The organism is Flavobacterium sp., from assembly GCF_043722275.1.
In the GTDB taxonomy this organism is placed as follows: domain Bacteria; phylum Bacteroidota; class Bacteroidia; order Flavobacteriales; family Flavobacteriaceae; genus Flavobacterium.
On sequence record NZ_JAYSPC010000185.1, the window covers coordinates 1 to 13,917 of the forward strand.

At 31.8% G+C, this 13,917-nt stretch carries 13 protein-coding genes, 2 tRNA genes and 1 pseudogene; 2 read left to right on the forward strand and 14 right to left on the reverse strand.

The annotated features are described in order from the left end of the window. Nucleotides 1–69 precede the first annotated feature (69 nt). From ACHZDT_RS21525 to ACHZDT_RS21555, 7 genes are all read right to left on the reverse strand, one after another. On the reverse strand, nucleotides 70–381 hold the full coding sequence (locus ACHZDT_RS21525) for a hypothetical protein (protein ID WP_394776757.1): 312 nt from the start codon (nucleotides 379–381) through the stop codon (nucleotides 70–72). A gap of 223 nt (nucleotides 382–604) precedes the next feature. Then, nucleotides 605–883: a helix-turn-helix domain-containing protein gene (locus ACHZDT_RS21530; protein ID WP_394776758.1), complete on the reverse strand. Its 279-nt coding sequence runs from the start codon at nucleotides 881–883 to the stop codon at nucleotides 605–607. Between the two features lie 77 nt (nucleotides 884–960). After that, a complete protein-coding gene (locus ACHZDT_RS21535) occupies nucleotides 961–1,596 on the reverse strand; it encodes a hypothetical protein (protein WP_394776759.1) in 636 nt (211 codons plus the stop codon). A 415-nt stretch (nucleotides 1,597–2,011) separates the two neighbouring features. Beyond that, on the reverse strand, nucleotides 2,012–3,397 hold the full coding sequence (locus tag ACHZDT_RS21540) for a phage integrase SAM-like domain-containing protein (RefSeq protein ID WP_394776760.1): 1,386 nt from the start codon (nucleotides 3,395–3,397) through the stop codon (nucleotides 2,012–2,014). 468 nt (nucleotides 3,398–3,865) lie between these two features. Then, nucleotides 3,866–4,738, reverse strand: a complete 873-nt coding sequence (locus ACHZDT_RS21545; RefSeq protein WP_394776761.1) for an Abi family protein — start codon at nucleotides 4,736–4,738, stop codon at nucleotides 3,866–3,868. A gap of 482 nt (nucleotides 4,739–5,220) precedes the next feature. Further along, nucleotides 5,221–5,460 (reverse strand): hypothetical protein, encoded by a 240-nt coding sequence (locus ACHZDT_RS21550; RefSeq protein WP_394776762.1) that lies wholly within the window; start codon nucleotides 5,458–5,460, stop codon nucleotides 5,221–5,223. A 116-nt stretch (nucleotides 5,461–5,576) separates the two neighbouring features. Next, the gene (locus ACHZDT_RS21555; protein WP_394776763.1) at nucleotides 5,577–5,816 is read right to left on the reverse strand and encodes a hypothetical protein; all 240 of its coding nucleotides are present in this window, start codon (nucleotides 5,814–5,816) and stop codon (nucleotides 5,577–5,579) included. An 86-nt stretch (nucleotides 5,817–5,902) separates the two neighbouring features. On the opposite strand from ACHZDT_RS21555, the gene ACHZDT_RS21560 reads away from it, so the two are divergent. Both ACHZDT_RS21560 and ACHZDT_RS21565 read left to right on the forward strand, forming a co-directional pair. Then, the gene (locus ACHZDT_RS21560; protein WP_394776764.1) at nucleotides 5,903–6,133 is read left to right on the forward strand and encodes a helix-turn-helix domain-containing protein; all 231 of its coding nucleotides are present in this window, start codon (nucleotides 5,903–5,905) and stop codon (nucleotides 6,131–6,133) included. 31 nt (nucleotides 6,134–6,164) lie between these two features. Then, the gene (locus ACHZDT_RS21565; RefSeq protein WP_394776765.1) at nucleotides 6,165–6,638 is read left to right on the forward strand and encodes a YcxB family protein; all 474 of its coding nucleotides are present in this window, start codon (nucleotides 6,165–6,167) and stop codon (nucleotides 6,636–6,638) included. 591 nt (nucleotides 6,639–7,229) lie between these two features. Here the strand turns inward: ACHZDT_RS21565 and ACHZDT_RS21570 are convergent. The 7 genes and pseudogenes from ACHZDT_RS21570 to ACHZDT_RS21600 all read right to left on the reverse strand — a co-directional run. After that, nucleotides 7,230–8,813 carry an MFS transporter gene (locus tag ACHZDT_RS21570; RefSeq protein WP_394776766.1) on the reverse strand — a complete coding sequence of 528 codons (1,584 nt, stop codon included), beginning with the start codon at nucleotides 8,811–8,813 and terminating at the stop codon, nucleotides 7,230–7,232. A gap of 1 nt (nucleotide 8,814) precedes the next feature. Beyond that, complete coding sequence (locus ACHZDT_RS21575; protein WP_394776767.1) at nucleotides 8,815–9,867, reverse strand: HlyD family secretion protein; 1,053 nt, start codon at nucleotides 9,865–9,867, stop codon at nucleotides 8,815–8,817. Nucleotides 9,868–9,931: 64 nt separating this feature from the next. Continuing rightward, complete coding sequence (locus ACHZDT_RS21580; RefSeq protein ID WP_394776768.1) at nucleotides 9,932–11,242, reverse strand: TolC family protein; 1,311 nt, start codon at nucleotides 11,240–11,242, stop codon at nucleotides 9,932–9,934. A gap of 577 nt (nucleotides 11,243–11,819) precedes the next feature. Then, entirely contained in the window at nucleotides 11,820–12,641 is an 822-nt protein-coding gene (locus tag ACHZDT_RS21585; RefSeq protein WP_394776769.1) for an AraC family transcriptional regulator, read from the reverse strand. Nucleotides 12,642–12,940: 299 nt separating this feature from the next. Next, nucleotides 12,941–13,014, reverse strand: a tRNA-Asp gene (locus tag ACHZDT_RS21590). Between the two features lie 555 nt (nucleotides 13,015–13,569). Continuing rightward, nucleotides 13,570–13,643, reverse strand: a tRNA-Asp gene (locus ACHZDT_RS21595). Between the two features lie 130 nt (nucleotides 13,644–13,773). Continuing rightward, a pseudogene (locus tag ACHZDT_RS21600) lies at nucleotides 13,774–13,917 on the reverse strand (DUF58 domain-containing protein); the annotation flags it as partial.

The window sequence follows — 13,917 nt, forward strand, 5'->3', positions numbered from 1 at the left end:
TTTTATATTTTTAAACTACTTTTTAGACACCTTTTTGAGTTCATTTATACTGCTCACTTTTATCCAGAATTAGGTGCTCACTTTATCCAGAATATCCACCCAATCAACGGAATCTATATTAAAATCATTGTAATTGTGCGATCCATTATTCCAATACTTATGCAAACTGCCCGATAACAAAACTATCCCAGTGTCATAAATTAAAAATTCTAGCCCATTATAAAATGCTTTTTTCGACGGCGTTACTTTGTTACCATTTTTATTAATCGTTTTTAGTTCTCCTGTTGATAAATTTATAGTATCAAAAAAATCCAATATGGGATTACGCTCTAATTCCAAACATTCATAATCCTTTAGTAATATTCTTATGAAGTCAATCAATTTCCTGTCTTTGATATTGTTTTTTTTTCGAAGCTGATGAAGAACAAATTTTGAACAAAGTATAAACGAGAGCCTAACATCTCTCGTTTTCTTATACATACTGTTACTAAAATTGTATTTAATATTTGCATTCTAACGAATTGCAATAAGTAGTTTGTCTGATATTGGATCACTCGTGTGAAAACTGTCAGTACCATATGATTTAATTAAAGTATTGTATAGCCTAATCGTTTAAAGGGATCAAACTGGCTTCAATGTCTGAGCGGAGAAAATAAACACGAGAACCCAACGCAAGTGGCTTTAATTTTTTTGATCGTTGCCAATTCGAGACGGTAGAAATATCTACATCAAACATCTTTGCAACTTCTTGACGAGTCAAGTATTCATTTGGTTGCTTAGGGGTAAAGTGTTTTAAAAAATGATCTAATTGATCTTTTACGCCTTTAATAATTTCTTGCTGTAGTTGTTCGGGGCTGTACTGAACGAATTGTATTGTTTGCATATCTTTTTGTTTTAAAATGATAATGCAAATAAATGTTAGGGATTATTTAGGGATGCCCTAATAAGAATGAATTGAGATCATTCAGCATTAAAGCCTAAATTAGCAAGTTGCATTTTTACTTTCTCAACTGTCGATATTGATCCATAAGGATTTTTATTGTGTGCTTCAGTTTGATTTAATAAAGCATTTAAATATGGCTGAATTGTTGTTGGTTTCTCATCCGTAATTGTAGATATAAGCTTAGCCAAATTATTTACGCTTGTAGCGAAACAATGTTCTTTTCTTAATAAATCAATTATGCCTAATTCGTTTAGATAAATTATTTTTTGTACTGCATTTGAGGCAAAACATTCATCTGTAAAAGTTTCTATTACATCTACTTTTTCAATATCTTCTATTTTAGAATCTAAATACGATCTGATCTTTTTATGACTTGCGATTCTTTTTTCAAAATATGACATACTGTTAAAAAAATCTTCTTCACTATTAAAAAATTTTCGTCTATATTCAAAATCTGAAATCCTTAATCTTCCTCTTTCATAAGCTTCAATAAGTAGGAAATGTAGATGTTTTTCTCTTTCCAAAAATGTTATTTCGTCAAAATCAGGCCATTGTTTTACAAAGTCTGCCATGAGTCTCGGATATACATACTTATATTCTTCAAGTGTACAGCTACTTGTTTCGACTATACTATCTAATTCGCTATTTACCATATAATTGAGTTTATAATTTTGAAAAATGTTTGGACTTTTTTTTTACACTTGCAAAACAGAGAACTAAGACTACCTTGCGCGTTACAAGCCCACATTTTCAAAGGAAAAACTTAATTCAGAGAAGGGCGGGGTCTTTTTTTTGTTTTTTTATTTCAATAATTTTCAAATTCTGTTGCCTCACTAAACATACAACGCAATAGAGGATCTTTTCAACATTTTTTCCAAGTTTGAAATTACTAAATGAAGCATTTTACAAATAAATTATACTAATAAAATCATATCAACTTAAAAAGCAAGAGTAATAATAAATAGAGATTTAAACAGCAATTTAAACGTAACTGCAACTTTGACGCCCGAACTTTATTTTCAACTCTTTAAATTACCTAAACATTTACAATTAAGACACCATCATAGTTTAATTATTTGTACCGTTTTTTAAGACTTTTAGTTGAGGTTGTTTGACTTGATTTAGTTTTTCGTAAAACTGCATAAATAAATCAGCATTTGCATCTTTATCTTCCCGTTTATTAATATACGTGAGAAATAAAGATTCTTTACTATGTCCTGTAATATTTATCAAAATTGGTGTAGGTATATTTTTATAATAGTTTGATGCAAAAGAACGTCTGAAACAATGGCTAGTTATTAATTCATATTTCGGATAATTTCCTAATTCTTTACGGTTGGATTCTACATTTAGTTTTGTCCCCTTAACAACCTCAACGATACCAGCCAATTTACAAACTACTTTTAAATATTCGTTTAATTTTTGATGTGGTATTTTTTTAGGTAGTTGATTTTCTATTATGTCAATGACGTGAGGAGCAATAATCCCTATTGTTACATTTTTATTTGTTTTTTGCTGTACGATGTCGATGTAATAATTTTTGCCATTATATCGAATATTTTCGCTTGTAATTTCCAATAGATCACCACCACGTTGTCCGATCTCGCAACCTAATAAAATCCAATTTCGAACATTTTTTAATTTTTCAGGGGTTATAGACAATTTTTTTGTTAGTTCAGAATTCTCTTTTTTAAACTTGTTAAGTTGTTCAATATTTGAAAAATCAACATTCTTAATTGAGTCCAATTCTTTAAATGATAATGTTTGAATATATCGGTCATTTTCATTTTCCCTAAAATGCTGAATAATTTTAGAATAAGGAGAAACTTGAATTTCATTTTTTTCTGCATCGATACAAACCGTTTTTAATATTTCTAATTGTTTGCCGGAGTAATTATTAGAATATTTTTTAATATTAATAAGCCAGTTGGTAAATTTATCAACAAAAGGCTTTGTAATCTCTAGGAACTGAATTTGTTTTTTGATATTCTTTTGATATTCTAAAATTATGTTTCTGAATAAAGTATAATTTTTTTTTGTACTTGCGCTCAAACCTATTTTGAAACCTCCATTTGTTTTTACTTTTCGAGTGTTTGAATTATCAATAATGTATTGAATATGATTTACAAGAAAACTCGTATCAGTTTTAATTACTCTACTAAAACAATCATTGATTTTTGTTGCAAACCAGTTTGAATCAATCAAAACACCTTTACCTAAATCTGCATTAAGATTATCAATGATGTATGAATCTAATTTTTTGAGGTCGATAGATGTTTTTTTATTGGTTTCACTATTTTGTTTAGGCAGTCCTGTTGTTTCACTCCAATCCTTAGGATTAATTGTAAAGCCTGTATTTAATTCAAATACATTTCCTCTATTTAATGACAAACGAATTTTTATAGATACATTCTTATTTGCCTTACTTCTTAATCGATATTGTGTTGTTGCCATTTTTGAGCATTTAAACTTTGAACATTCAAAAGTAATAAATTTTATGATGCCTTTTACAAATTTGCCCAACCGTTGCCCAACCATTTTAAGATTCTATTCTATTTTATTAGTCGCTATTCTATTTTTAAATAGCTAATTTTAAACCATAAACCACTGAATTTAAACTAACTTAAGTAATTAATTATAGTGATTTATAAAACATCACATTTAATACATAGGCGTGTAGGTTCGAGTCCTATTATCCGCACTGAAAAAAGCTTCTGAGAAATCAGAAGCTTTTTTGTTTTTATACGTTTGAGCTTTATAAGTTGAGATTAAACAAATTTTAAAATTGTGTGTAAAACAAAAAACCCAGAGCGAGTCTGGGTTATATATACTATTTTTAAGTGCAGGCACTAAAGCGTAATGAATAGCTGGGCACTGACCGCAAAAGTACGACATTTATACTATATTACAAAGGAGCGTGCTTTATTTTTTTACATATCCTATTCTCTCAGTAATTATTCTCATAATCACATCATTATCTTGAAAACCATCAAATAAAGTGGTAATTTCTCTTTCAACAATATTTTTTCTATCAATTGAAATTTTCTCAAGAAAATACAAAATAACCTTAATTGCAGAATCTAATGAATGTTTTTTATTGTTATTAAATTTAAAAAAAGGTGTTGTACTTATTTCTTTTGGCGTATTGCAATCATACAATAGACCACTATGTGCACAAATATTCCTAATAAAAATGATGGTTTGAAAAAAATTTCTAAAAGTGTTCAAAGAATTAAAACCATAATATCTAGCCATTTTCTTTTGTAAATTTTCATCCTTAATAGAACAAAAAATACTGTAAATACTACCAAAAGTTAAAAATTCCAATGTTTTCCAGGCAGGTGCATAAATATCATTTGGATAATTAATATGATGCTTTTTTATTGGCTTGTTTTTATCTTTAAATTTCTCATCATAATATTTTGGAAGTTCATCAACAAACTTACTTTGAATTATTCTTTTGTTAGCAAACCACGTAGGGAATTGCGGATATTCATTAGATACAATATAAATCAATTGAGTTCTCAAGTTAATTTCAATTCTGTTTAAAGCTCTATTTAAGATGTTTTTTAAGTCAATATCTAAATAATACAATTTAACAGCATCTGAAAATTTCGTTCCTTTTACAAAATTATGATCATCATCAATCTCAAATGGATTCCAATAAAAACCTAACCTATAATAACCAATATCTAATAGAATTTCTTTTGCCTTATCTTCTCCCCAATCCAACTCCATTCCTCTAACAGCTAGTTTCTGAATTTGCACTTCTACACTGGTTGCTATTCCACCCATAATAATAAATTATTTAAGGTGCAATATAAGAAAAACGCCATGATTTAAAATTTAAAAATATAAGAAACACAAAATCTTACTTTTCTTATACTCTATATAAGGTTTTTAAATTAAACGACATTCATTTCTAGAAAAGAGAAATCACGCAAAGAATATCGTCAATCCTTGTCGAAATACTTGTGTGATTTCTCACTTCGATCGAAATGACAAGATTGTCGATTATAACTGCGAAGATGGATTAAAATCCATCCCTACAATATGCTCCGTTCCTTTGGAACTCATCATAAATCCGGAGGAATGATTATTTTGTAGTGAGGTCCCGAGGCTTCGGGATTAATCCCTTGAACACGCAGTAACCCCAAAAATTGTCATTCCGAGGAACGGGGAATCTCCGCTAGAAACTCCGCAAAGAATATCGTCAATCTTTGTCGAAATACTTGTGCGATTTCTCCCCTCGGTCGAAATAACAAACAAACACCAACCTAAATTTTCTTAAACTCCAAATAAGGATTTAAAATATCGGCTAATTCATTCAAACGCGGCAAACCGTGTTCTAAATTCTCTTTTTGAGCGTATTTGTTTTCCTTTTCAAGAACCCTGCTTAAAGCAATTACATAGTTTAATTGTCTGATTGCTTTTGCAAAGCTTTCAGGATCTATGGTGTTACTAAAAAAGTCAATTAGTTTTGCTTCTGTTTCTTTTGAAAGGTTGTTTTCATTCATAATTTAAAGTTTAAAAAACGGATTAAAATCCGTTGAAATACAAAGTAACCCCAATATTGTCAAACCCGACAGGTTTTAAAAACCTGTCGGGTTTATTACGATCCGAAAAACCAATCTTATTTCGTTTCAACATCCAAATATGGATCTAAAGCTTCGGCAAATTTGTTGAGCCAATAAAAATTATCTTCAATATTATTTACTTCAGATTCTAAGGTTTCACATCCTCTCATGACGCATAACGAAAGCGCATAATTTACTTGTCGTATTGTTTTTGCCATGTCTTCGGGATCCATAACATCTATAAAAAAATCTTTTATTCTGATTTCAACCTCTTTAGAAAAACCTTCTGTAGTCATTGTCTTATTTTTTAGATCTGCCAAATATAGTAAATTACACCCATACATGGGTGTAATTGAAAAATAAATCTTATCACTTTTGAAATATGAATATTTCAGAAGAAACTTTTATTGCAAATCTTGGAATTCACATCAGACAACTACGTGAAAAGAAAGGTATGTCTCAACAAGACTTAGCTGATGATTGCGGTATCACCCAAAATCAAGTTGGCAGAATAGAAAGAGCTGAAATAAAAACAGGTATAAAGACTCTTCTAAAAATTGCAAATGCTTTAGATGTTGAACCTAAAGATTTGCTTGATTTTTCTATTAAATAAAAACCTCAAAATCTAGTATTCCTAACTACCAATGATCCAAACCAAAAAATATCAACTCACACAAAAAGAATATTTCTTATTCCTCATTAGAATTTTATTAAAAAAACGATGGTGGTTATTTGCCTTTATACTTTTGATTTCGATATCCATTCTTTTTAGACAAAACAAAGACGGTTCTGATACTTTCGTAATGGTTTTTGGATTTATCTATCCACTAATCATAATATTTCAATTTTGGAGATTTGCATATTCAAAGGAAAATGAAATTATTTTTAAAGAAAGAAAACACGAAATTTTTCCAGATAAAATCATTTCTCGAATGGGAGAAATATCCGAAAGCACAATTCCTGTACAGAATTTTATAAAAGTATTTGAATTAAAAGATCTTTATATATTATACATTTCTAAAGGCCAGACATTCTTTCTTCCTAAACGAATTTTTGAAACTCTAGAAGATGAAAATTGGTTTAGAAACGAGGTGTTTTTGAAGATTAAAAATAGATGAATTTCGGCTAAAGCCTTTCCTTTTTAAACATAAAAAACCTCCAGTTAAAACTGGAGGCTATTCATTTACCTTGTCCTTCTAACCGCGAAGAATGGATTAAAATCCATCCCTACAATATGTTTCGTTCCTCTGGAACTCTTGATAAAATTCCGAAGGAATGATTTATTTTGTAGCTAGGGATTTCAATCCCTTGAACATAACGTAACCACAATAGAATAAGTCAATCTTTGTCGATTATCACCGCTAAGATGGATTAAAATCCATCCCTACAATATGCTTCGTTCCTCTGGAACTCTTGACAAAATTCCGAAGGAATGATTTATTTTGTAGCTAGGGATTTCAATCCCTTGAACATAACGTAACCACAATAGAATATCGTCAATCTTTGTCGATTATCACCGCTAAGATGAATTAAAATCCATCCCTACAATATGCTTCGTTCCTTTTGGAACTTTTTATAAAATTCCGAAGGAATGATTTATTTTGGCGTATAAAAAAACCCGTGTAATCAGCACGGGTCTTCACATCATTCAATCAAAGCAATCAAGGGTAATCAATCCTTAATTTTAAGTTTAGTCTTAAAGAGAAGTTTTAACTAATCCAGATCTTCTTTTTAAACAAATTCGCCGTGTGTCGCAAATGTTGGTTAAATCCTATCAGGATTACCAAAACCAACAATCCGTAACCTACAACGGTATAAATTTCCATATTAGATAATAACGTAGCTTGTTTGGCAACGGTGCTAAATACCTTTTTTAGCGCCAATGTATTTGCATCGTCAAGCGAATATCCTTTTGCTGCAAAACTTTGGGCTGTTTTGGCGATTGTTTCCTGAGCCTGGGGATTATCGCCCGTAACGAACTGGCTCAATTTCAGGAAGTGTTTTTTATTCAGAAATACTTGAGCATTCTGCATGATGCAAAAGCCAATCGTGCTTCCCCAGAAACGCCCCGAAACACCAATAACTCCAGATGAAGTCATCATTTTTGACGGAACTGCGGTAACGGTAAACAATACCAAAGGCACGAATAAAACTCCAACCGCAATTCCTTGTAAAATATATGGAATTATAATATCTGATAATGAAACATCGGAAACAAAAAGATAAGTAAACCAAAAATGAAAAACCGCCAAAAGCGCAAAACCTATCATAAAAATGTATTTTGTTGCTAAGGATTTCATCAGAAAAAATGCCGCCAGAATAAGCCCAATCACATTTCCTAATCCGTTAATATATTGAACTCCGGCAACTCGTGAAGGATCCCAATTCCAGATCGAAAACATCGCGCTGTGACAAAGACTCAAAGTTGCTCTGGCGATATAAAAAAGAAAAAACAATAGAAATCCGGTTCGTAAATTCGAATATTTAAAAACTTCAAAATCAAAACATGGTCGCTTTACAAGTAATTGTCTAAAAATAAATAATCCGCCAGTTATGAGGCAAATTATCAAAGCCAGAATTATTTGGGAAGAATCAAACCAATATTTTTTTTCGGCATAAACAAAAAAGTAAGCGCCGGTTAAAATCGAAGTCAAAATCAAAACAAAACTCAAAAAATCGACTTGATATAAAGGGATTTTCTTTGTAATTCTATGACTTCTAAACGTAACCAAAATCAAAAAGACATTAATAACCTGAAGCATTCCAGAAACATACAACATGTATTTCCAATCGTAATGATCCAGAAACCAAACGGCAATATTCATGATAAAAGGCGTTGCCAATAAAAGTGATCCGTAATAAAAGGAGAATCCAATTATAATCGCATTTTTAGATTTAAAACGTTCCACCAGCAATTGTCTCAAAATCATAACGGGCAAAGCCATCAAGATTCCTTCGGCAACTCTTAAAATAATAAAAACCGCAAAATTAGTCACATAAGCAGATGAAATTATTGTTACAGCTATCAAAATATACAATGACATCAAATAGCCTTTTGCAGGAAAGTAATTTGAAAACCGACTTTCTATAAGGATTGTTGCCAATAAAGTTCCGTAAGTTACACACATGGCAAACTGCAAATCTTCGGGCTCAATATCCAGAAAACTGGCCGCATAAGCCACATTTGAGCTGTAAACCCCCAACAAAATCATTGAGTGCAATAAACACACAAACAATATGAGGATAATCGCCCAATTGGGAACCCAGGATTTAAAAATACTTTTATCTTCCATTTTAGTTGTGTTCCGCGATAACGGTGATATTCATTCCGGCTCGTAAAAAATCAGCTTGTTTATCAGTGTCTTTCAATTGAATACGAACAGGAATTCGTTGTTCAATTTTCACAAAATTTCCCGTTGCATTGTCTGGTGGCAATAACGAAAATCTCGCGCCACTTGCAGGTGATAATGAAGTTATAATTCCTGTAAATTCTTTATCATTCAAAGCGTCGGCCTGAACTTTTACTTCCTGACCTACGGTTAAATATTGCAATTGCGTTTCTTTGAAATTAGCCGTAATCCATTTTTCTTTACTTACTATAGAAAGTAATGATTGCCCGTCTTTAACCAATTGTCCGGGTTGTAAAGTTCTTTTGCCAATCCAGCCATCATAAGGCGCAGTGATTATGGTATACGAAAGAAACAACTCTGCATTATCTGCTACAGCTTGTTTTGAGGCAATATTAGTTTGCGATGCAGGAACATTTGCCTGCGCCTGAGATGTACTTAAATTAGAGGATTGAATTCTATCCCTCATTTCCTGAAAATGCGCTTGCGCCGATTCGTAATCTGCCTTAACTTTTTCTAATTGTTGAGATGTCGCTGCTTCATCTTTTACCAAAGCCTGATATCTTTCGTATTCTAATTTTGTTTTCCAAAGATTCGTTTTGGCCGCAGCCAATTGTGATTCTCCAATTACGGTGGAACTCGCCGTTGTCGCTACATTTCTCTCGGCTACAACGCTGCTTTGTTTCGCACTTTGAACATCGGCAAGAGCCACATTCAGTTTTGATTTGTATTCTCTGTTATCGATAATTACCAGAGTATCTCCTTTATGCACAAACTGATTTTCATCAAAACGAACTTCCTGAACATATCCTGTAATTCTGGACATAATTGGCGTTACATATTGCTCCACCTGAGCGTCATTTGTCTCTTCATGGTTTTTATTAAACACATAAAACCAAATTCCTAAAATGATTCCGCTTGCAACCAAAATGCACGCAATTATTGTTATAATGATATGAAACGATCTATTTGCGCGAGTTTCATTTTTAATCTTTACCATAAATTTTATATCTTTTTCTAGTCTATTTTCTATATTCTATTCTCTATATTCTATTTTCTTTCTTCTAAATCTCATTCGGCATTATTCCCGCTGTATGAAGCAACTCATAATGTTTAAGAACGGCGTCAAGCCTTGTAGAAATTTTATTGTATTTTGCTTGTAATAACGCATTATCAGCATCAACCATTTCGGTAATTAAAACCAATTGGTTTAAGTATTTCAATTTTACGATTCGGTAATTTTCATTGGCTAAATCCAAAGCTTTATCAACAACCACAAATTTTTCGAGGATTTCCTGATATTGCGTATGATCCTTAAAAAGCTTATCCTGAATTTCATCTTTTGTAATTTCCGTCTGCATTTTCTGCCATTCAATTTGCGTTGTAGCCTGTTGCACTTTGGTTTTATTTTTATATAAAGCCGAAATATCAAAATGCGCCTCAATACCAATTTGACCTAAAGTGTACAAATACGGATTTGGCGGAAAAAATTTATAGTTAGGATAATAAAAACCATAATTCCCAAAGAAGTTTACCGTTGGCAAATAATTTCCTTTCACCAATTGAAGTTCGGTTTTTTTGATGTTTAATTCCTGGCTGGCGATTCTCATTTCTTCATTCTGAAAAGCTTTTTCCAAATAAAAATCATACGGATCTAAATCCTTCATTTTATCAATATTCGAGGTTGTATCGATCGCTATTCCTTCGTTTTCCGGAATCTGAATCAAAGTCTTTAAATCATGCAATGCGATTTTTATATTTTTAGAATTCGTAAGTGAATTTAATTCACGGTCAGAAAGTTGCAATTCGGCTCTAATGACTTCATTTTTAGTGACAGTTCCGTGTTTTTGAAGTGACTGAACTTCTTTTAATCGGCTTTTTTCTTCTTTAATGTTTTCTTCAAAAATCTTTTGAAGTTCCATCATTTTATAAATCGCCAGATAATTAGCCACAACTTCAAGCTCAACATCATTTTGAGTCTTTTCGTTTTTTATTTTGGCAATTTCATTTTCCTGATTGGCAATTTTAATGGCATTATTGATCTTATTACCCGCATAAATTGGCATTTTAAAAGTCGAATTCACCTGATAAATTTCAGGAATTGCCTTTGTCACTTCTTTTCCGTTTAGGAAACCGCTTCCTTTGAATTCCGTAATATTGGTAATTCTGGAATATTCACCGTTTAATTCGATATCCGGTAAACGGAGTTCTTTTCTTTCTTTGATGTTTTGTTCTGAAAGCGTCGTCTCTAATTGTGATCGTAGGATTTTTTTGTTGTTTTCTTTAGCCAGTTTCACCGCTTCATTCAAAGAAACCGAATGAATTTCCTGAGCTTGTAAACCATTAAATGTCAATACAATTAGAAATATCAACATGATTTTGAGAAAACAATTGTCTGTAGAATTTGTTGTTTTAAGGAACATGAATTTATAAATATTTTTATAGTGCAAAGTTCCTTCAATTTTCTGATGACTGATAATTCTAAAAAGTCAATAACATATTCATTTCGGACAAATGTTAAAATTTTATTTTGCGAAAACGTTATCTTAAAATACTGAATAAGAGCGCATTAAAAAAACACATATAAGTTAAAGGTTTCACGCAGATTTAAAAAGATTAAAAGCAGATTTTGCAGATAATTATAAAAAAATCGGCGTGAATTTGCTTAAATCACTAAGAACTGCGTTAATTTTTTTTTCTCGCAGATTTTGCAGATCAAGCAGATAACTACATTTAAAATAAATAATCTGACGAATCTGCAAAATCTGCGAGAGAATAATTTTTTTCCCCATAGATTTAAAAAGATTAAAGCATAATTAAAAAAATCCTCACTAATCTGCTTAAATCTGCAAAATCTGCGTGAAATATTTTTATTCCAGAAGATTAATCAGAAAGTGTAAAAAAATCTGTGCCAATCCGTTAAATCAGTAAAATCCGTGGGCAAATATATTTCTATTTTTTCTTCAATATATTTTCTCCGTTTAAGTAATCCGACGGTCGTTGCCCCAGGATTTTAAAGAAAGTATTACTAAATGTTGGTACGCTGCTATAACCAACTTCCTGAGCAACTTCTTTAACCGAAAGTTTTCTGTCAAGCAGAAGTTCGATTGCCTTCAAAATTCTTCTTATAGTATAATATTGAATAAATGACATTTGTAAATCTTTTTGAAACAAGCGATACAAAGAGCGTTCGCTGTAACCAAATTCGTGTGCAACATCAGCAAACAGAATCGTTTCTCCCAAATTATTCTCAACATGACGCAGAATTTTACCCAATCGGGGATCTTTTGGCAAAGGCAATTCAAGCGGTAAATTAGTTAAACATATTTGCGGAAGAATCGCCTTAATAGCTTTTGCAATCACAAAATTGGGAGAACCTTTTTTTAAATCCCCATTCCATTGATTCGTGAAAAGCATCATTTGAAGCAATAAATTATTCACCGGATAAATCCCTTCGTTTTTATAGAAAACATCTTCGTTTTTTTCGACAGGGAAATACAAATTACGCATCATCACGTTTTCAGACTTCGGATGAATACTGTGTTCTACACCAGCCGGAATCCAGATAAAATGCCTTGCCGGTAAAAAGTACGTTTTAGTTTCAGTAGTTACAAAGACAACATCGCCTTCGGCATATAGCATTTGCGCTTTATCGTGTTTGTGAGTTGGAACAAGCAATTCGCCCATCAAATCATGATGACAATAAATGCTCTTTTTATCGGCATCTACTTTTTTAATGTAATACTTGTCTACTTTAAAAGATGATTGTTCCATTGAAGTAATTAATAACTGCTTTATGCTATATAAATATAAGAAGAAATAAATTCCAAATTTTAAAAATTCCAAATTCCAAAGCTGGATTGTAAATATTTAACCGCAAAGTCCGCTAAGATTTTAAAGTATACTATTTAGAAAACACAAAGTTCGCAAAGCTTTGTGTTGATCTAGCTTTGCGAACTTTGTGTTTTCTATGCGTAAAGTAAAATTAAAATCTTAGCGCGCTTTGTGGTTAAACCTAGATTGTTGTAAAAACAAAAAAGCCTTTCCGTTAAGAAAGGCTTCTTCCAATATTGCGGTCTGGACGGGACTCGAACCCGCGACCCCATGCGTGACAGGCATGTATTCTAACCAACTGAACTACCAAACCAACTGCGTTATTGTGAGTGCAAAAATACAATAGAAAGTGGGTTTTGCAAGGTTTTTTTCGAATAAAAATCAAGAAATTTTTAACCAATTGATTTCTATTGAAATACAAAACCAAAAAAGTGATATTTTAAACCATATAAGTGATCTAAGAACAGATAAGCTGCATTTTTAAATGAAATCACACCACTAAATCGCAAAGTTGGCAAGTACAAAAACGAAAACGTGCAAATCTTATATAACTTATATGGTTCATATTTAAACGAAAAATCCGCAAAGCTTTAAAAAAACTTTGCGGATTTTGCGTATCCCGATAGCTATCGGAATTATGTACTCTGTAGTTAAACTTTATCTTAATATGAACTTATATCACTTATATGGTTCAAAACAAAAACGTCTTAAATCAAAAAAGCTATCCACAAAAGTGGAAAGCTTTTCATTGGTCTAACTACTAAACCAGCTACGAGTTACAAAGTCGTAGCAAAACAACACAACTAATCTTAGATACCGTTTTTGGGCAAAAAAGCCTTTCTTAAAAGAAAGGCTTTTCCCAATATTGCGGTCTGGACGGGACTCGAACCCGCGACCCCATGCGTGACAGGCATGTATTCTAACCAACTGAACTACCAAACCAGTGCTTTATTGTTTCGCTAAAGTTGATTTTCTAGAAATCTATAAAAATTTGTTAGCGAGTGCAAATATACAATCTATTTCGACTCTCGCAAGTGTTATTTGATAAAAATTTCAATAAACTAAAACTGTATTACCCAAAGGATTGTTTTTCAACAAGGTATGTCGTGAGTATTTTCTCGAAATCGACACCAGCAGACACTGGGACATACTTTATTTTGTTTTGAGCACAAGTCAATGCTATCTTTTTGAAATAATTTGAAACTTGTGTTTCATA